Genomic DNA, 17,462 nt, shown 5'->3' on the forward strand with positions numbered 1-17,462 from the left:
AAGCCTAGGCGTCCCAGCGTAGAGCCAGGTGGCGCCGCGTGCGCCACCTCTCGCGGGGACTAGAACAGCTCGCCGCTGAACAGGGCGAAGGCCAGGCGGCCGAGGCCCAGGTCCAGCAGGGAGATGAAGGCCATCATGACGACCACGAACACCAGGACCACCACGAAGTAGGTGACCAGCTGCTCCTGGGTCGGCCAGACGACCTTCCGCAGCTCGGCGACGACCTGCCGGAGGAACGTCACCGGCCCGGTGCGCTCCACCTTCTCGCTACGGGTGTCCGACATGTCGTCACCTCTCGTCGTTCGTCGTCGTCTCTTTGCAGGGCACGAGGGACTTGAACCCCCAACCTTCGGTTTTGGAGACCGATGCTCTGCCAGTTGAGCTAGTGCCCTCCGATGCGTCCGGTCCCGGCGGCCGGCACGCCCGAGGACGTGACTGAGCCTGTGGAACGAACCACCGAACGAGGATACTACGGGTGCCGCTGCACCTCGTCCAAACGGGTCCCTCCTACGCTGGCGGCCATGGCCCCCGACTCCCGTGCACGCACCGTCACCGAGCGGCGTGACCTGCGGGCCCTGCCGAAGGCGCACCTGCACCTGCACTTCACCGGGTCCATGCGGCACACCACCCTGCTCGAGCTCGCCGAGCGCGACGGCGTCCGGCTGCCCGACGCGCTGGTGGAGGACTGGCCGCCCACGCTCTCCGCGGCCGACGAGAAGGGCTGGTTCCGCTTCCAGCGGCTCTACGACGTGGCCAGGGCGGTGCTGCGCACCGAGGACGACGTGCGCCGGCTGGTGCGCGAGGCGGCCGAGGACGACGCGGCGGACGGCGGGGTGTGGACCGAGATCCAGGTCGACCCCAGCGGCTACGCGGCCCGGTTCGGCGGCATCACCGCCATGACGGACCTGGTGCTCGACGCCGTGGCCGACGCCTCGCGCGCGACCGGGCTCGGGATGGCCGTCGTCATCGCCGCCAACCGCACCCGCCACCCCCTGGACGCCCGCACCCTGGCCCGGTTGGCGGCGCAGTACGCGGACCGCGGGGTCGTCGGCTTCGGCCTCTCCAACGACGAGCGCCGCGGCAGCACCCTCGACTTCGGCCCCGCCTTCGCCATCGCCGAGCGGGCGGGGCTGCTGCTCGTCCCGCACGGCGGCGAGCTGCGCGGCGCCGACCACGTGCGCACGTGCCTGGACGCCCTGCACCCCGGGCGCCTGGGCCACGGGGTGCGCTCGGTGGAGGACCCCGCGGTGCTCGACCGCGTGGTGGAGGCCGGGATCGCCCTCGAGGTCTGCCCCACCTCCAACGTCTCCCTCGGGGTCTACCCGGACCTGGCCTCCGTGCCGGTGCCGCGGCTCCTCGCCGCCGGCGCCACGGTGGCCCTGGGCGCGGACGACCCCCTGCTCTTCGGGCCCCGGCTGCTCGGCCAGTACGAGGCGGTGCGCGACGCGCACGGGCTGGACGACGACACGCTCGCCGAGCTGGCCCGGATGTCGCTGCGGGCCTCCCGGGCGCCCTCCGACGTGCTGGCGCGGGCGCTGGCCGACGTCGACGCGTGGTCCACGGGCCAGTGACCGGACGGGCCGGGGTCGCTGCCTGAGAGGATGGGCTCGTGAGCCAGGACCCGGAGGAGACCCAGCCCGTCCAGCGCGTCGACCTGACCAAGCCCGAGCAGCCCGAGCCGACGCCGGACCCGACCCCGGACCCGACGCAGGACCCGACCTCGGAGCCAGGGCCGTCGTCCGCGGCCGAGGACGAGCCGGACTGGGAGCCCCGCACCTGGCAGCCGCCGGCCTGGACCCCGCCGGGCTCCACCCCGGACCAGGCGACGGCGCCCGGCTGGGGCGTGGCCCCGCAGGCGTACCCGCCCCCGGAGCAGCAGGCACCGCCGGCACAGCCGACCCTGCCCCTCCCGCCGCACGCCGGTGGTGCCGGGGCGGCCACGCCGGTGCCCGCGCCGCAGGCCCCCCAGGGGTACCCGCCGGCCAGCGGGGCCCACGGGCAGCCGGCCTACGGGCAGCCCTACCAGCAGCCGTACCAGCAGCAGTACCAGCCGCAGGCCTACCCGCAGCCGGGGTACCCCTACGCCGCCGTGCCGCGGCACGGGCAGGCGATGCCGGCCCTGGTGCTGGGCATCGTGGGCCTCGCGCTCGGCCTCATGTGCGGCCTCGGCTTCCTGGCCTCGCCGGTCGCCTGGGTGCTCGGCGCCCGCGCACGCCGGGCCGTGCGGCGCGAGCCCGACCGCTGGGGCGGTACCGGGGAGGCCACCGCCGGCATGGTGCTCGGCATCATCGGCACCGTGTTCCTGGCCCTGGGCCTGCTCGCGATCGCCTTCTTCGTGGTGCTGGCGATCGCGGCGCCGACCTCGAGCGGCCCCTACACAGGCGTCTGAGGCCCGGACGCGGCGGCGCGGTGGCCGGCGCTCAGAGCGAGCAGCCGACCAGCACCGGCTCGTTGACCAGCTCGACCCCGTAGCGCTCGCGCACCCCGTCCCGCACCGCCCTGGCCAGGGCGAGCAGGTCGGCGGTGCGCGCGCCACCGCGGTTGGTGAGCGCCAGGGTGTGCTTGGTCGACAGCGACGCGGCGGCGTCCGGGGTGACCGCGTAGCCCTTGGCGAAGCCGGCGTGGTCGATCAGCCAGGCCGCCGACGTCTTCACCGTGCCGTCCGGCTGCGGGTAGGCGGGCGCGCCCTCGGGCACCTGCTCGGCGGCCAGCACGGGGTTGGTGAAGAACGAGCCGGCCGACCAGGTGTCGTGGTCGGCGGCGTCCAGCACCATGCCCTTGCCGGCCCGCAGGCCGAGGACGGCCTCGCGCACCTGGGCGATCGGGGCGCGCTGCCCCTGCTCGACACCGAGGGTGCGGGCCAGCTCGGCGTAGGCCACCGGCCCGCCGAGCGAGGCGGCGCGCAGCTGGAAGGTCACCGAGACGACGACGTAGCGGTCGGGCTCGGCCTTGAACCGCGACCACCGGTAGGCGAACCCGCAGTCGGCGCCCGCGAAGGTGCGCCAGGCGCGGTCGTGCCGGTCCCAGGTGCGGACCTGGGCGATGGTCTGGGCGACCTCCTGACCGTAGGCGCCGACGTTCTGGACGGGCGTGGCGCCGGTGGAGCCGGGGATGCCGGAGAGCGCCTCGATGCCGGCCCAGTCGCGGGCGACCGCGTGGGCCACGACGTCGTCCCAGGGCTCACCGGCGGCCACGGTCACCAGGGCACCACCGCAGCTGACCTCGCCGTCGTCCACGTCGGCGGTGATCCCGCGGGTGGCGACCTGCACCACGGTGCCGTCGAAGCCCTCGTCGGCGACGACGAGGTTGGAGCCGCCGCCGAGCAGCAGCAGGGGCTCGCCGGCGTCGTCGGCCGCGGTCACCGCGGCCACCAGCTCGTCGTCGGTCGTGGCGCGGACGAAGCGGCGGGCCGGGCCGCCCAGGCGCAGGGTGGTGTGCTCGGCCAGCCGGGTCGCGGCCGGGTCCTGGACCTCAGGCACGGACGACGGCCTTCGGCATGCCGAGGACCTTCTGCCCGCCACAGGTGACCTCGAGGGCGATCGTGACCAGGCCGTCCTCGACCTTCTTCACGGTGCCGCCGACGACCACCTCCACGCCTTCGTCGTCGTCGGGGACGACGACGGGGTTGGTGAACTTGCAGCCGAGCTCGACCACGTCGGCACCGTCGGTCCAGGTGGCGACCGCGCGGGCGGCCAGCGCCTGGGTGAACATGCCGTGGGCGATGACGCCGGGCAGGCCGACGCTGGTGGCGACGCGGTCGGACCAGTGGATGGGGTTGAAGTCGCCGCTGGCGCCCGCGTAGCGGACGAGGTGGGCGCGCGTGACCGGGTAGGTCTGCGGCTCCAGGACGGTGCCTGCCTCGAGGGCGCTCATGCCTGCTCCTCCTCGCCGGGGGCGCGGTGCACCAGCGTGGCGGTGGCCGTGCAGACCACGGCGCCGTCGGCGTCGGTGATCTCGCTGGAGGTGGTGATGATGTCGTTGCCGGCGATCTGGCGCAGGCCGGCGACGGACAGGGTGGCGCTCAGGACGTCGCCGACCGCGAGCGGCCGGGCGTAGGCGAACTTCTGCTCGCCGTGCACGATCCGGTGCAGCGCGACGCCCTCGGCGTCGAGGAAGTCGAACATGGCGTCGAAGGCCAGGACGATCGGGAAGGTCGCCGGGAGCGCACCGCCGCTCCAGGTACCGCCGGTGGCCTCGGCGAACGCGCGGACGCGCTCGTCGGTCACCGTGTACGGCCTGGACGCCGGGTAGGCACGCCCCACGAGGGAGGAGTCCACGGGCATGCGGCCGAGCCTAGTGCGCCGGGCGGGACGGGTTCGAAACGCAACGACCCGCCGGGCCGGAGCCGGGCGGGTCGCCGTGCGTCTGGTGCTGAGGTTCAGCGGGTCTCGCGGTGCGCGGTGTGCTTGCGGCAGCGCGGGCAGAACTTGTTCAGCTCGATCCGGTCGGGGTTGTTCCGACGGTTCTTCTTGGTGATGTAGTTCCGCTCCTTGCAGTCAACGCAGGCGAGCGTGATCTTGGGGCGAACGTCAGAGCTCTTGGAGGCCACGGGGAAGTCCTTGGTTGATCGAGGAAGTGCGGATGAGTCAGTGGTAGCGGGGGCGGGACTCGAACCCGCGACACCACGATTATGAGCCGTGTGCTCTAACCACCTGAGCTACCCCGCCACAGGGGACGAGGTTGGACACCAGCGTAAGCCTGCGTCCAACCTCGATCCCAGAGCCCCTTTACGGAATCGAACCGTAGACCTTCTCCTTACCATGGAGACGCTCTGCCGACTGAGCTAAAGGGGCAACGGGAAAGAAGATTACACATGCCCGCCCGCGTTGCGAAATCGGCGTGACGTTCATGCGCCGTGCGTGTGTCTGCCCAGGTCAGAGGGCCCACAGCGACATCATGCCCCGCCGCCGAGCACGAGCGCCAGGACCGGCAGGAGCAGGCTGGTGACCACCGCCGTCAGGCCCATCGAGAGCCCGGAGAACGCGCCGGTCACCTCGTCGTCCCCCAGCACCCGGGCGGTGCCGATGCCGTGCGAGGCGGCGCCCACGGCCAGGCCGCGCGCCCGGGCGTCGCGGACCCGCAGCCAGGTGAGGACCGTCGGGCCCGCCACCGCGCCGAGGATGCCGGCGAGGATGGTCAGGGCCGCGGTGAGGGCCGGCACTCCCCCGACCGTCTCCGACAGCGGGATCGAGACCGCGGCGGTCGTCGCCTTCGGGGTCATCGTCCAGGCCAGCCGCTCGGAGCCACCGAGCAGCGTGACCAGGCCCCAGGCGCTCGTCATGGAGACCACCGACCCGACGACGATCGAGGTCACGAGGGGGACGGCGTAGCCCCGCAGCCGGTGCAGCTGGCGATGCAGCGGCACCGCCAGGGCGACCGTGGCGGGCCCCAGCAGGAAGCTGATCGCCGCCGTGCCGTCGTCGAAGACGTCCAGGTCGGTGCCGGTGAGCAGCAGCAGCGCGCCCAGCACCAGCACCGCCACCAGCACCGGCTGGGCCAGCGGGTGGCGGCCGGTGCGGTCCCGCAGCCAGCAGCCGCCGCGGTAGGCGAGCAGCGTCGCGAACAGCCAGGTCAGGGGCTGGTCCAGGAGCCAGGTCACGCGGCTCCCCCGCCCTGCCCCCGGCGAGCGGAGCGACGGCCCAGGAGCTGGGCCAGGAGACCGACCGCGACCAGGCCCGCGAGCCAGGAGCCGACCAGGCCGGCCAGCACGGGCACGGCGTCCGCGCGCAGCAGCCCCAGGTAGGCCACCACCCCGACACCGGCGGGCACGAAGAACAGCTGGAGGTGGGCCAGCAGCGCGTCGGCCGCGACGTGCACGCTGCCCTCGCCACGCCCGGCGGGCGAGCCGTCCTCGCTCGGGTGCCGCAGGCGCAGGACGAGGAGGAGCAGCAGCATCCCCACGACCGGGCCGGGGACCGGCAGGTCGGTGAGGTGGACGAGCAGGGTGCCGACGAGCTGGCACCCCAGCAGCCAGGTGAGACCGGTCAGGAAGGGCACGTCGACGGAGTCTGGCACCGGTGCGCCCGCGTGCTGCTCCCCCGGGTCTCCCAGGCCTCAGGAGCCCGTGCCGCGTGCGTGGCAGCCGACCAGGTGCGGGTCGAAGATGCCGATCGCCTCCATCAGCGCGTACATCGTGGTGGGTCCGACGAAGGAGAACCCCCGCTTCTTCAACGCCTTCGACATCGCCACCGACTCCGCCGACGTGGTGCCCAGCTCCTCGGTGGTGGCCGGAGCCGGTGGCGTCGGCGGCGCGAAGGAGTGCAGCAGCGTCTCGAGCCCGCCGTCCTCGCGCAGCGCCACGGTCGCCGCGGCGTTGCGGCGGGCGGCCTCGATCTTGGCCCGGTTGCGGACGATGCCCGGGTCGCCCATCAGCCGCTCGACGTCGTCGTCGGTGAAGGCCGCGACCGTGTCCGCGTCGAAGTCCGCGAAGACCTCCCGGAACCGTCCACGCTTGGTCAGGATCGTGGACCAGGACAGGCCGGCCTGGAAGCCCTCCAGCACCAGCCGCTCCAGGTGGGCGGCCTCGCCGTGGACCGGGTGGCCCCACTCGTGGTCGTGGTACTCGCGCATCGGGCCCGGCCCGCCTGCCCAGGGGCAGCGGACCAGCCCGTCGTCTCCGGTGATCGGTTCCATGCGCTCAGCCTGGCACCGGGCGGCGACGGTGGACCTCTCGCCGGGCTCGGGTGTGGACGGCGGCGTCGCCGAGACCGCCTGTGGACGGTGGGTGGCCCGGCGCGGGGTGGTCGCCCACGCCAGCGGTGGTCAGTGGCGCTCGCGCAGGCGGGTGCCGGGGAGGGCCGGGGACGGGAGCGGGCGGCGGTGGTCGCCCTCGACCGTGCCGAACCGGCCGGGTGCGACGTCCTGGGAGTCCGCGACGACCCGGCCGGCGTCGGCCGCGGCCGCGTCACCGTCGCCGGCGACCTGCCCCTGCCAGTCGGCGCGGTAGGCCGCGACCTCCTCGTGGCTGCGGCCCACGAAGTTCCAGAACATGACGATGGCCTCGCCGAACGGCTCGCCGCCGAGCACCAGCAGGCGGGCGCCCTCGCCCCCGGCCTCGAGCCGCGCCGAGGCGCGCCCGGGCGCCAGGTAGCCCAGCTCCCCGGGGGCCAGCGGGCCCTCGGCGACGGTGAGGCTGCCGGCGTCCAGGAGGAGGGCGTGCTCGAAGGTCGGCTCCAGCGGCAGGTCGAGACCGACCCCGGGCGCCAGCGTCAGCTCCGCCCCCAGCAGGGGCGTGGCGGTGGGCAACGGCGAGGACGAGCCCAGCAGCGAGCCGAGGAACACGCGCGCCTCCCAGCCCTCGCCCGCCACGGGGTCGGGGACGTGGTGCTCGAACCGGGGCTCGCCGTGCCGGGCGTCCTCGGGCAGCGCCAGCCACAGCTGCGCGCCGTGCAGCACGGTCGTCGCGGCGGTCGAGACCTCGGAGTGGGAGATGCCGCGCCCGGCGGTCATCAGGTTCAGCTCGCCCGGCCGCACCAACGCGTGCGTGCCCACCGAGTCCCGGTGCTCGATCTCGCCCGTGAACAGCCAGGAGACCGTCGCCAGGCCGGTGTGCGGGTGCGGCGCGACCACCATGCCCCCGGTCTCGGCCACGTCGTCCGGGCCGTAGTGGTCGCAGAAGCACCACGCCCCGACGAGGGTGCGGCCCCGCTGGGGCAGCGTTCGGCGCACCGTCATGGCCCGCGGGCCGCCCAGCGGCACCTCGCGCGGCGCCAGGACCTCCAGCGCGTCCGGGTGCGGGCCCGCCGCGCAGTCGACCTCGTCGGGGTGCGGGTCGGGGTTGGTCATCGCTGCTCCCGGGGTCTCGTCGGCCGCCAGGTCAGGCGGTGGGGACCACCCAGCCCGCGTCGGAGCCGACGACGCCGGTGGGCGCGTCGACGCGCTCGAGGCGGACGATGACGGACTTGGAGGTCGGGCAGTTGGACTCCAGCGCCGTCGACCCGAGCGGGACGAGCGGGTTGGTCTCCGGGTAGTAGGCCGCCGCGCAGCCGCGCGGCTGGTCGTAGGCCACGACCCGGAACCACGGAGCGCGGCGCTCGGAGGCCTCGCCGGTCTCGGTGTCGGTCCACTCCGAGACCAGGTCGACCCAGCCACCGACCTCCAGGCCGAGGTCGGCCGCGTCGTCCGGGTGGACCATCACGACCCGTCGTCCGCCCTTGATCCCGCGGTAGCGGTCGTCGAGGCCGTAGATGGTGGTGTTGAACTGGTCGTGGCTGCGCAGCGTCTGGAGCAGCAGCCGCCCCTCGGGCACGTGCAGCACGTCGATCGGGCTGGCCGCGAACGTCGCCTTGCCTGCCTCGGTCGGGAACGTGCGGGTGTCGCGCGGGCCGTGGGGCAGGACGAAGCCGCCCGGCGCGTCCACCTTCTCGGCGTAGGCCGCGGCGCCGGGGACGACCTGGGCGATGAGGCGGCGGATCTCGGTGTAGTCCGCGCGCAGCCGGGGCCAGTCGACGACGTGGTCCTCGCCCAGGCAGGCCGTCGCCAGCAGGCAGACGATGTCGACCTCGCTGCGCAGGTGGGGGCTGGCCGGCTCCAGCGGGCCGTGCGAGGCGTGCACGGCGGACATCGAGTCCTCGACGGTGACGCGCTGGACGACGCCGCCGGTGAGGTCCTTCTCGGAGCGGCCCATCGTGGGCAGGATCAGCGCCTGCCGAGCGTGCACCACGTGGCTGCGGTTGAGCTTGGTGGAGACGTGCACCGTGAGCTGCGCGCCGCGGAACGCCTCCTCGGTGACGGCGGTGTCGGGGGCGGCGGAGACGAAGTTGCCGCCCATCCCGAGGAAGACCTTGGCCCGGCCCTCGGCCATCGCCCTGATCGAGTCGACGGTGTCGAGGCCGTGCTCGCGGGGGCTGGTGATGCCGGTGGCCGCGTCGAGGGCGTCGAGGAAGGAGCCGGGCATCTTCTCCCAGATGCCCATGGTGCGGTCGCCCTGCACGTTGGAGTGCCCGCGGACGGGGCACAGGCCCGCGCCGGGCTTGCCGATGTCGCCGCGCAGGAACGCGACGTTGGCGATCTCGCGGACGGTCGCGACGGCGTTGCGGTGCTGCGTGACACCCATGGCCCAGCAGTAGATGGTGGCCGAGGAGCCGGCGATCATCCGCGCGGCCTCGGTGACCTGCTCGCGGCTCAGGCCGGTCGCGCGGAGCACCGCGTCCCAGTCGAGCGAGCCGAGGTGGTCGCGGTACTCCTCGTAGCCGGCCGTGTGCCGCGCGAGGAAGTCGTGGTCGAGCGCGTCCCACTCCACGAGCAGGGCGCCGATCGCCTGGAAGAGCGCGAGGTCGCCGTTGACCCGGACGGGCAGGTGCAGGTCGGCGATCTCGGTGCCGGGGCCGACCATGCCGCGCGGGGTCTGCGGGTTGCGGAACTTGACCAGGCCCGTCTCCTTGAGCGGGTTGATCGCGATGATCTTCGCGCCGTTCTTCTTGGCCTCCTCCAGCGCCGAGAGCATCCGCGGGTGGTTGGTGCCCGGGTTCTGGCCGGCCACGACGATGACGTCGGCGCGGTAGAGGTCCTCCAGGGAGACCGAGCCCTTGCCGACCCCGATCGCCTGGGCCAGGCCGACCGAGGTCGACTCGTGGCACATGTTCGAGCAGTCGGGCAGGTTGTTGGTGCCCAGCGAGCGGACCATCAGCTGGTAGGCGAACGCGGCCTCGTTGGAGACACGGCCCGAGGTGTAGAAGATCGCCTCGTCCGGCGAGCCGAGCCCGGCCATGGTCTCGGCGAACATCGCCGCCGCGTCGTCCCACGAGATCGGCACGTAGTGCGAGGCGCCCTCGCGCAGCACCATCGGGTGCGTGATCCGGCCCTGCTGGCCCAGCCAGTAGTCGGTGCGCTCGGCCAGCTCGGCGACCGGGTGGGCGGCGAAGAACTCGGGCGTGACCCGACGCTTCGTGGCCTCCTCGGTGACGGCCTTCGCGCCGTTCTCGCAGAACTCGGCCGCGTGCCGGTGGCCCGGCGCGGGGTCGGGCCAGGCGCAGCCCTGGCAGTCGAAGCCCTCGACCTGGTTGAGCCGGAGCAGGGTGCCGGCCGTGCGGCGCACGCCCATCTGCTCCAGGCCCCGCTTCATCGCGACGCCGACCGCGACCGGTCCGGCGGCGGAGTGCATCCCGTCGCTGAGGGTCAGGTCGCCCTCGTCCACGTCGTCGACAGGAGCCTCACGGTGCCAGAAAGCCATGTCTCGCATCCTTGCCTGTCACGTGCTGCTCCACCAGCACCACCCGGGCGAGGCGCCACGCGAGCCGGTGCCCGGGTCCGGATGCTCAGGTCCAAGCGCTCAGGGCGCGTCGACCAGCCGCAGCCGCACGTGCGCGAGGTCGCCGGGCTCCAGGCCCTCCGCGCGGCGCACCGCCTTCTTCAGCGGCAGGACGAAGCCGTCGCTGCCCGGGAACACCGACGTCGACCAGGCGCTCCGGCCGACCTCGACCTGCACGCGCACGGACCCGAAGCCACGGCGCGGCCCGGACAGCAGGCACACCTCCTCCCCCACGTCCTCGGGCAGGGTGCAGAAGGCCCACGTGCCGGGCGCGGGCTCGCCGCCGGCGTCCGCCCCCGCGGGCACGTGCAGCCACACCGGCGCGGCGAACTCCCAGGCGGTCACGGGGTCCAGGGTGCCCCGCACCGCCGACAGCCGCACACGACAGGCACATCCGACAGGCACATCCGACAGGCACCGTCCGCCTGCTGGTCGACGGGCGTTCACGCACGGGCCCGAGGATGCGGCCCGTGCGCATCGCCCAGCTCGCCAACTTCGTCGGCCCCGCCTCGGGGGGCATGCGGACGGCGATCACCGCGCTGGGGCGCGGCTACGTCGAGGCCGGCGCCGAGCGGCTGCTGGTCGTGCCCGGCCCCACCGACACCGTCACCGAGGGGCCCGACGGCACGGTCGTGCAGGTGCGCGCCCCGCGCGTCTACTCGGGCTACCGGCTCGTGGTGGAGCCCTGGCGGGTCGTCGACGTGCTCGAGCGCTTCGGCCCCACCTCGATCGAGGTCAACGACAAGCTCACGCTGCTGCTGGTGGCGCGCTGGGCGCGGCGACGGGGCGTGGGCACCGTGCTCTTCAGCCACGAGCGGCTCGACGACATGGTCGCGATGCTGACCCGGATGGACCCCACCCGGCACCCGGTCGCCCTGCTCAACAAGGTGCTGGTGCGCAGCTTCGACCGCCTCGTGGTGACCTCCGACTACGCCGAGCGGGAGTTCCGCACCGCCGCCGGCGCCGTCGGGTGCCCGGTCACGCGCGTGCCGCTGGGCGTCGACCTGGCGACCTTCCGTCCGCCGGCGACCCCGGTCCCCACCCGCGAGCCGCACCCGGGCGGTGGCCCGCTGCGGCTCGCGCTCGTCGGCCGGCTCTCGCGGGAGAAGTCGCCCCACCTCGCCGTCGGCGCGGCCGTGGAGCTGCACCGCCGGGGCGTGCCCGTCCGGCTCGACGTCTACGGCGACGGCCCGCACCGGCCCGAGCTGGAGGAGCTCGCCGGCGGCGCTCCCGTCGTCTTCCACGGGTTCGTCACCGCGCGCGAGGAGCTGGCCGCCCGCATCGGGGAGGCGGACGTGGCCCTCTCGGTGTGCCCGGGCGAGACGTTCGGCCTGGCCGTGCTGGAGGCGCTCGCCTGCGGCACGCCGGTGGTCACCGCCGACACCGGCGGTGCCGGGGAGCTCGTCGACGCCGCCTCCGGCCGCCGGGCCGCGCCCACCCCGACCGCCGTGGCCGACGCGGTGCTCGACCTGGCCCGCCGCCCTCGGGAGCTCACCCGGGTCGCGGCCCGCCGCCGTGCCGAGCAGTTCACCTGGGCCGCGTCCGTGCAGGCGATGCTCGAGGTGCACGCCGGCGCCGGCGGGCTCGTGCGCCAGCCCGCCTGAGGCGGTCCGGCGCCGACCACAGCACGGGTCACGACACGGGTCGGGCACGGGTCGGGCACGGGTCGGGCACGGTCCTGCCACGGCCGCCCCGTCCGCGCCCCGCGCCGCTCCGGAGAACCTAGGGTGGCGCCGTGCCCACGCTCGATCCCGCCCTCGCCGCCCTGCGCGAGGCGTTCGCGCGCGGCGAGGCCGTCGGCCTGGCGACCGTGGTGCGCACCTTCTCCTCCGCCCCGCGGCCGGTCGGTGCGCGGCTGGTGCTGACCCCGGGCGCGGACCCCGCGGACGACACCGTCACCGGCTCCGTCTCCGGCGGGTGCGTGGAGGCGGCCGTCTACCACCTGGCGCACGAGGCGCTGGCCGGCGCGGGCCCGCGGGTGCAGCGCTACGGGGTCAGCGACGACGACGCGTTCGCGGTCGGGCTCACCTGCGGCGGCACGATCGACGTGCTGGTCGAGGCCGTCTCACCGGGCACCGCCCCGGAGCTGGCTCACCTGCTGGCGCAGGTCGCCGCCGAGAGGCCGGCCGCCCTGGCCGTGGTGGTCGAGCACCCGGACCCGGGGCTGGTGGGTCGCAGGCTCGTGGTCTCGGAGGCCGGCGTGCACGGCTCCCTGGGGCTGGGCGCACGCGCGGACGCGGCGGTCGCCGACGACGTCCGCGGCGCCCTCGCGGCCGGACGCGGCGGCACGCTGGGCTACGGCCCGGCCGCCGAGCGGCTCGGCGAGGGGATGACGGTGCTCGTCGACGTGCACGCGGCCCCGCCGCGGCTGCTCGTCTACGGCGCGATCGACCTGGCCGACGCGCTCGCCGAGGCGGGGTCGTTCCTCGGCTTCCGGGTGACGGTCACGGACGCACGCCCGCTGTTCGCCACCACCGCCCGGTTCCCGCACGCCGACGAGGTGGTGCGCGCCCAGCCGCACGAGCACCTCGCGGCCGAGGCGGCCGCGGGTCGGGTGGACCCCCGCACCGTGGTCGTGGTGCTCACCCACGACCCGCGGTTCGACGTGCCGCTGCTGGCGGTGGCGCTGCGGCTGCCCGACCACGTCCGCCCCGCCTTCGTGGGTGTGATGGGGTCGCGCCGCACCCACGCCGACCGGCTGGCCCGGCTGCACGAGGCGGGCCTGAGCAGCACCGAGACGGCGCTGCTCTCCTCCCCCGTCGGCCTCGACCTGGGCGGGCGCACCCCCGCCGAGACGGCCCTGTCGGTGCTCGGCGAGGTGGTGGCGACGCGGCACGGGGCCAGCGGCCGCCCCCTCGGGGAGACCACCGGCGCCCTGCACCGCCCGGACGCCCCGCTCCCCGTCCCGAGTCGGCAGTAGCGCTCGTCCCACGGCTCGCGGGCCGTGAGAGCTGCTGCCGACTCGGCGGGCAGCCAGGTCAGCGCAGGGCGGCGGCCTCGCGGGCCAGCGACTCCACGCGGGCCCAGTCACCGGCGGCGAGCGCGTCGGCCGGCGTCAGCCACGAGCCGCCGACGCAGCCCACGTTGGGCAGCGACAGGTAGGACGGCGCGGACGCGGCGGTGATGCCGCCGGTGGGGCAGAACCGGGCGCCGGCCACCGGGGACGAGATCGACTTCAGGTAGGGCGCTCCGCCGGAGGCCTCGGCCGGGAAGAACTTCATCTCGCTGATGCCGGCCTCGAGCACGGCCAGGACCTCGGAGACGGTGGCGGTGCCGGGCAGGAAGGGCAGCCCGGTCTCGAGCATCCCGTCGAGCAGGCGCGGGGTGGCGCCCGGGGAGACCAGGAAGGTCGCGCCGGCGGCGGCGGCCTCCTTGGCCTGCTGCGGCGTGGTGACGGTGCCCGCGCCCAGGGTGATCTCGGGGACCTCGGCGGCGATCGCGCGGATGGCCTCGAGGGCCACCGGGGTGCGCAGGGTCAGCTCGATGACGGGCAGGCCACCGGCCACCAGCGCCCGGGCCAGCGGCACGGCGTGCGCGACGTCCTCGACCACCACGACGGGGACGACCGGGACGAGGTCGAGCAGGGACTCAGGCGTGCTGGGCAACGGGGATCTCCTCGATCGAGTGCTGGGCGGTGACGGCCGGGAAGACGCTGGCCCCCTGGTCGGCCGGGCCGACCGTAGCGCGGAACGCGCCGAACAGCTCCCGGCCCGTGCCCACGAACTCGGCGGCGCTCGGCGCGGCGCCGGTGGACGGGCGGTCGAGCACCGCGTCGGCGTCCGCCACCGTGAGGGTGCCCGCAACGCCGTCGACGGTGACGAGGTCGCCGTCGACGATCTTCGCGATGGCCCCGCCGAGGGCGGCCTCGGGCGTGACGTGGATGGCCGCGGGGACCTTGCCCGAGGCCCCGGACATGCGGCCGTCGGTGACGATCGCGACGTGCTGGCCGCGGTCCTGGAGGACGCCCAGCAGCGGGGTGAGCTTGTGCAGCTCCGGCATGCCGATCGCGGCCGGGCCCTGGTAGCGCAGCACGGCGACGAAGTCGCGGCCGTCCAGCTCGCCACGGTCGAAGGCGGCGATGAAGTCGGCCTGGTCGTCCATGACGATCGCCGGCGCGGTGACCACCCGGTGCTCGGGCGAGACCGCCGAGGTCTTGATCACCGCGGTGCCGATCGGGCCGGAGAGGACGCGGAGGCCGCCGTCGGCCTGGAAGGGCTCCTCGACCGGGCGCAGCACCGCCGCGTCGAGGGACGCCGTCGGCCCCTCGACCCAGCTCAGCGAGCCGTCCTCGGCCAGGCGCGGCTCCATCGTGTAGCGGCGCAGGCCGGGGCCGGCGACCGTCTCGACGTCCTCGTGCAGCAGGCCCGCGTCGAGCAGGGTGCGCACCAGGAAGGCGGTGCCACCGGCGGCGGCGAAGTGGTTCACGTCCGCGGAGCCGTTGGGGTAGATGCGGGTCAGCAGCGGGACGACGGCGGAGAGGTCGGAGAGGTCGTCCCAGGTGAGCTCGACGCCGGCCGCGCGGGCGATCGCCACCAGGTGCATCGTGTGGTTGGTCGAGCCGCCGGAGGCCAGCAGCGCCACGCAGGCGTTGACGATCGTCCGCTCGGAGACGACGTCGGCCAGGCGGGCCACGGGCTCACCGGCCTGGACGTCGGCGGCCAGCCGGGTCACCCGGGCCGAGACCGCGTCGGTCAGCGCCGAGCGCAGCGGGGTGCCGGGGTTGACGAACGAGGCACCGGGCAGGTGCAGGCCCATGAGCTCGACCAGCAGCTGGTTGGAGTTCGCCGTGCCGTAGAAGGTGCAGGTGCCTGCGGAGTGGTAGCTGGCGGCCTCGGCCTCCAGCAGCTCCTCGCGGGTGGCCTTGCCCTCGGCGAAGCGCTGCCGCGTCCGCGCCTTCTCCTTGTTCGGCAGGCCGGAGGTCATCGGGCCCGCCGGCACCAGCGCGGTGGGCAGGTGGCCGAAGGAGAGCGCGCCGATGAGCAGCCCCGGCACGATCTTGTCGCAGACGCCGAGCATGAGAGTGGCGTCGAACATGTCGTGCGAGAGCCCGATGGCGGTGGCCATCGCGATGACGTCGCGGGAGTACAGCGACATCTGCATGCCGGCGCGGCCCTGGGTGATGCCGTCGCACATGGCGGGCACGCCGCCGGCGACCTGGGCGATGCCGCCGGCGCGGATGACGGCCTTCTTGATCTGCGGCGGGTAGTCCACGAACGGCTGGTGCGCGGAGAGCATGTCGTTGTAGCTGGTGACGATCGCCAGGTTCGGCTTCACCGTGCCGCGCAGGTCGATCTTCTCCACCGGCTCGGACGCGGCGAAGCCGTGGGCCAGGTTGGCGCAGGCCAGCCGGGTGCGGGCCGGGCCGGCGGTGCCGGCGGCGTCGGTGCGGGCCAGGTAGGTGGCCCGGGCGGTGGCGCTGCGGGCCACGAGCCGCTCGGTGACCTGCGCGATCACCGGGTGCAGGGGGACGGCGTCGGCCTCGGGCCGCGGGACGGGAGCGCCCTGGTTGCTGGGAGTGGTCACTGGTCGGGCTCCTGCCAGGATCGGCCGTCGCGCTCGAGCAGCGCGGCGGAGGCGTAGGGGCCGGAGGTGCCGGCCGGGTACCGCTTGGGGGCCTCGTGGGAGGCGGCCCAGGTCTCGAGGATCGGCGCCACCCAGGTCCAGGCGGCCTCCACCTCGTCGCGGCGCATGAACAGCGTCGGGTCGCCGCGCACGACGTCCATGAGCAGCCGCTCGTAGGCGTCGGGCGAGCGCTCGGCGAAGGTGGTCGCGTACGAGAGGTCCAGGGAGACCGGGCGCAGGCGGATGCCGCCGGGGCCGGGCTCCTTGGCCGTGACGAGCAGCTGCATGCCCTCGTCGGGCTGGACGCGGATGTGCAGCCGGTTGCCGACGACCGGGCCCGTGGCGTGGGGGAACATCTCGTGCGGCGGCTGCTTGAAGACCACGACGATCTCGGAGTAGCGGGTGCTCATCCGCTTGCCGGTGCGCAGGTAGAAGGGGACGCCGGCCCAGCGCCAGTTCTGCACCTCGGCCCGCAGCGCCACGAAGGTCTCGGTGCGCGAGCCGCCCTCCGGCACGTGCTCGCCGAGGTCCTCGTTGTAGCCGGCCGCCGGGGCGCCGTCGACCAGGCCCGCGCCGTACTGGCCGCGCACGGTGAGGCGGTCGACGTCCGCCGGGGTCAGCGGCCGCAGCGCCTGGAGCACCTTGAGCTTCTCGTCGCGGACGTTCTCGCGGCCGACGAAGGTCGGCGGCTCCATGGCAACGAGGCAGAGCAGCTGGAGCAGGTGGTTCTGCAGCATGTCGCGCATGGCGCCCGCGTGGTCGTAGTACCCGCCGCGGGTGCCGACGCCGACGGTCTCGGCCGCGGTGATCTGCACGTGGTCGACCCAGCGGGAGGACCACAGCGGCTCGAGGAAGGTGTTGGCGAAGCGCGTGACCAGCAGGTTCTGCACCGACTCCTTGCCGAGGTAGTGGTCGATGCGGAAGATCTGCTTCTCGTCGAAGACGTCGCCCACGGCGTCGTTGACCTCGCGGGAGCTCTCCAGGTCGTGGCCGATGGGCTTCTCCATCACCACGCGGGCGCGCTCGTCGGCGAGGCCGAGGTCGGCCAGCCGGTTGCAGGTGGGGCCGAAGATGACCGGCGCGACCGCGAGGTAGAAGACGCGGATGGTCTCCTCCTCGTGCGGACGGTCCTTGAGCAGGGCGTGCAGCAGGTGCCAGCCCTCGGGGTCGTGGGCGTCGAGGCACAGGTGGTGCAGGCGGCCCAGGAGCCGCTCGACGACGGTCTCGTCCAGCCGCTCGGGCTCGACGAAGCGGTGCAGGGCGGCGCGGACCTCGGCGCGGTAGCCGTCGTCGTCCAGCTCGGAGCGCGAGACGCCGATGATCCGGGTGTCGGCGGGCAGGTGGCCCTCGAGGTCGCGGGAGTACAGGGCCGGCAGCAGCTTGCGCATCGCGAGGTCGCCGGTGCCGCCGAAGACGGTGAAGTCGCAGGACGTCGGCAGCTTGGCCGCGCCGCGGGCGCCGGCGGCCGTGCCGGTCGCGGGGGCGCCGAACGCGGCCGAGGAGCCGAACGCGGCCGAGGTGCCGGAGGCGGGAGCGGGGGTCGCCGGGCGGACCGGGACGTGGACGGTGGCGGCCGGGTCGGACGACGTGGAGCCGCCGACGACGCCGCTGGTCGGGGGGACCGGCGTCTGGGAGATGTGGGCCATGAGCA

The 17,462-nt window shown here is 74.7% G+C and carries 18 protein-coding genes and 3 tRNA genes; 4 read left to right on the top strand and 17 right to left on the bottom strand.

The annotated features are described in order from the left end of the window. Nucleotides 1-59: 59 nt before the first annotated feature. A complete protein-coding gene (secE, locus tag M8330_RS10980) occupies nucleotides 60-284 on the bottom strand; it encodes a preprotein translocase subunit SecE (RefSeq protein WP_250052241.1) in 225 nt (74 codons plus the stop codon). A gap of 35 nt (nucleotides 285-319) precedes the next feature. After that, nucleotides 320-392: transfer RNA gene (locus tag M8330_RS10985), tRNA-Trp, on the bottom strand. 129 nt (nucleotides 393-521) lie between these two features. On the opposite strand from M8330_RS10985, the gene M8330_RS10990 reads away from it, so the two are divergent. Continuing rightward, nucleotides 522-1,571: an adenosine deaminase gene (locus M8330_RS10990; RefSeq protein WP_250827355.1), complete on the top strand. Its 1,050-nt coding sequence runs from the start codon at nucleotides 522-524 to the stop codon at nucleotides 1,569-1,571. Nucleotides 1,572-1,609: 38 nt separating this feature from the next. After that, nucleotides 1,610-2,389 (top strand): DUF4190 domain-containing protein, encoded by a 780-nt coding sequence (locus M8330_RS22450; protein WP_250827356.1) that lies wholly within the window; start codon nucleotides 1,610-1,612, stop codon nucleotides 2,387-2,389. Between the two features lie 31 nt (nucleotides 2,390-2,420). On the opposite strand, the gene M8330_RS11000 is transcribed toward M8330_RS22450, so the two are convergent. From M8330_RS11000 to M8330_RS11055, 12 genes are all read right to left on the bottom strand, one after another. Continuing rightward, the gene (locus M8330_RS11000; protein WP_250827357.1) at nucleotides 2,421-3,479 is read right to left on the bottom strand and encodes a UDP-N-acetylmuramate dehydrogenase; all 1,059 of its coding nucleotides are present in this window, start codon (nucleotides 3,477-3,479) and stop codon (nucleotides 2,421-2,423) included. Continuing rightward, complete coding sequence (locus tag M8330_RS11005; RefSeq protein WP_250827358.1) at nucleotides 3,472-3,873, bottom strand: MaoC/PaaZ C-terminal domain-containing protein; 402 nt, start codon at nucleotides 3,871-3,873, stop codon at nucleotides 3,472-3,474. Before M8330_RS11005 ends, M8330_RS11000 begins: the two co-directional genes overlap by 8 nt. Then, complete coding sequence (locus tag M8330_RS11010; protein WP_250052231.1) at nucleotides 3,870-4,283, bottom strand: FAS1-like dehydratase domain-containing protein; 414 nt, start codon at nucleotides 4,281-4,283, stop codon at nucleotides 3,870-3,872. The genes M8330_RS11005 and M8330_RS11010 overlap by 4 nt, the downstream gene beginning before the upstream one ends. A 95-nt stretch (nucleotides 4,284-4,378) precedes the next feature. Continuing rightward, complete coding sequence (gene rpmG, locus M8330_RS11015) at nucleotides 4,379-4,549, bottom strand: 50S ribosomal protein L33 (protein WP_136570641.1); 171 nt, start codon at nucleotides 4,547-4,549, stop codon at nucleotides 4,379-4,381. A 41-nt stretch (nucleotides 4,550-4,590) separates the two neighbouring features. Next, nucleotides 4,591-4,667: transfer RNA gene (locus tag M8330_RS11020), tRNA-Met, on the bottom strand. 53 nt (nucleotides 4,668-4,720) lie between these two features. Further along, nucleotides 4,721-4,793: transfer RNA gene (locus M8330_RS11025), tRNA-Thr, on the bottom strand. 101 nt (nucleotides 4,794-4,894) lie between these two features. Beyond that, nucleotides 4,895-5,599: an LrgB family protein gene (locus M8330_RS11030; protein WP_250827359.1), complete on the bottom strand. Its 705-nt coding sequence runs from the start codon at nucleotides 5,597-5,599 to the stop codon at nucleotides 4,895-4,897. Further along, entirely contained in the window at nucleotides 5,596-5,997 is a 402-nt protein-coding gene (locus tag M8330_RS11035) for a CidA/LrgA family protein (RefSeq protein WP_250052227.1), read from the bottom strand. Before M8330_RS11035 ends, M8330_RS11030 begins: the two co-directional genes overlap by 4 nt. Nucleotides 5,998-6,054: 57 nt before the next feature. Continuing rightward, nucleotides 6,055-6,633 (bottom strand): DNA-3-methyladenine glycosylase I, encoded by a 579-nt coding sequence (locus M8330_RS11040; protein WP_250827360.1) that lies wholly within the window; start codon nucleotides 6,631-6,633, stop codon nucleotides 6,055-6,057. 129 nt (nucleotides 6,634-6,762) lie between these two features. After that, on the bottom strand, nucleotides 6,763-7,785 hold the full coding sequence (locus M8330_RS11045; RefSeq protein ID WP_250827361.1) for a pirin family protein: 1,023 nt from the start codon (nucleotides 7,783-7,785) through the stop codon (nucleotides 6,763-6,765). 31 nt (nucleotides 7,786-7,816) lie between these two features. Beyond that, entirely contained in the window at nucleotides 7,817-10,171 is a 2,355-nt protein-coding gene (locus tag M8330_RS11050) for an FdhF/YdeP family oxidoreductase (RefSeq protein WP_250827362.1), read from the bottom strand. 99 nt (nucleotides 10,172-10,270) lie between these two features. Then, entirely contained in the window at nucleotides 10,271-10,594 is a 324-nt protein-coding gene (locus M8330_RS11055; RefSeq protein WP_250827363.1) for a DUF1905 domain-containing protein, read from the bottom strand. Between the two features lie 116 nt (nucleotides 10,595-10,710). Here M8330_RS11055 and M8330_RS11060 point away from each other — a divergent pair, with 116 nt between their 5' ends. Continuing rightward, nucleotides 10,711-11,853: a glycosyltransferase gene (locus tag M8330_RS11060; RefSeq protein ID WP_372490198.1), complete on the top strand. Its 1,143-nt coding sequence runs from the start codon at nucleotides 10,711-10,713 to the stop codon at nucleotides 11,851-11,853. Between the two features lie 131 nt (nucleotides 11,854-11,984). After that, entirely contained in the window at nucleotides 11,985-13,169 is a 1,185-nt protein-coding gene (locus tag M8330_RS11065; RefSeq protein ID WP_250827365.1) for an XdhC family protein, read from the top strand. 58 nt (nucleotides 13,170-13,227) lie between these two features. Here M8330_RS11065 and eda read toward each other — a convergent pair whose 3' ends face one another. The 3 genes from eda to zwf are packed head-to-tail and all read right to left on the bottom strand — an operon-like array spanning nucleotide 13,228 to nucleotide 17,457. After that, a complete protein-coding gene (gene eda / locus M8330_RS11070) occupies nucleotides 13,228-13,854 on the bottom strand; it encodes a bifunctional 4-hydroxy-2-oxoglutarate aldolase/2-dehydro-3-deoxy-phosphogluconate aldolase (protein ID WP_250827366.1) in 627 nt (208 codons plus the stop codon). Next, the gene (gene edd, locus M8330_RS11075) at nucleotides 13,838-15,772 is read right to left on the bottom strand and encodes a phosphogluconate dehydratase (RefSeq protein ID WP_250827367.1); all 1,935 of its coding nucleotides are present in this window, start codon (nucleotides 15,770-15,772) and stop codon (nucleotides 13,838-13,840) included. Before edd ends, eda begins: the two co-directional genes overlap by 17 nt. After that, nucleotides 15,769-17,457, bottom strand: a complete 1,689-nt coding sequence (gene zwf / locus M8330_RS11080) for a glucose-6-phosphate dehydrogenase (protein WP_250827368.1) — start codon at nucleotides 17,455-17,457, stop codon at nucleotides 15,769-15,771. Before zwf ends, edd begins: the two co-directional genes overlap by 4 nt. Between the last annotated feature and the right edge of the window lie 5 nt (nucleotides 17,458-17,462).

It is taken from the genome of Nocardioides bruguierae (assembly GCF_023656415.1).
Classification (GTDB): Bacteria; Actinomycetota; Actinomycetes; order Propionibacteriales; family Nocardioidaceae; genus Nocardioides; species Nocardioides bruguierae.

Coding starts and splice junctions, on each gene's coding strand:
- secE (WP_250052241.1), bottom strand. CDS start 284: ATGTCGGACACCCGTAGCGAGAAGGTGGAGCGCACCGGGCCGGTGACG.
- M8330_RS10990 (WP_250827355.1), top strand. CDS start 522: ATGGCCCCCGACTCCCGTGCACGCACCGTCACCGAGCGGCGTGACCTG.
- M8330_RS11005 (WP_250827358.1), bottom strand. CDS start 3,873: ATGAGCGCCCTCGAGGCAGGCACCGTCCTGGAGCCGCAGACCTACCCG.
- M8330_RS11010 (WP_250052231.1), bottom strand. CDS start 4,283: ATGCCCGTGGACTCCTCCCTCGTGGGGCGTGCCTACCCGGCGTCCAGG.
- M8330_RS11040 (WP_250827360.1), bottom strand. CDS start 6,633: ATGGAACCGATCACCGGAGACGACGGGCTGGTCCGCTGCCCCTGGGCA.
- M8330_RS11045 (WP_250827361.1), bottom strand. CDS start 7,785: ATGACCAACCCCGACCCGCACCCCGACGAGGTCGACTGCGCGGCGGGC.
- M8330_RS11050 (WP_250827362.1), bottom strand. CDS start 10,171: ATGGCTTTCTGGCACCGTGAGGCTCCTGTCGACGACGTGGACGAGGGC.
- M8330_RS11060 (WP_372490198.1), top strand. CDS start 10,711: ATGCGGCCCGTGCGCATCGCCCAGCTCGCCAACTTCGTCGGCCCCGCC.
- zwf (WP_250827368.1), bottom strand. CDS start 17,457: ATGGCCCACATCTCCCAGACGCCGGTCCCCCCGACCAGCGGCGTCGTC.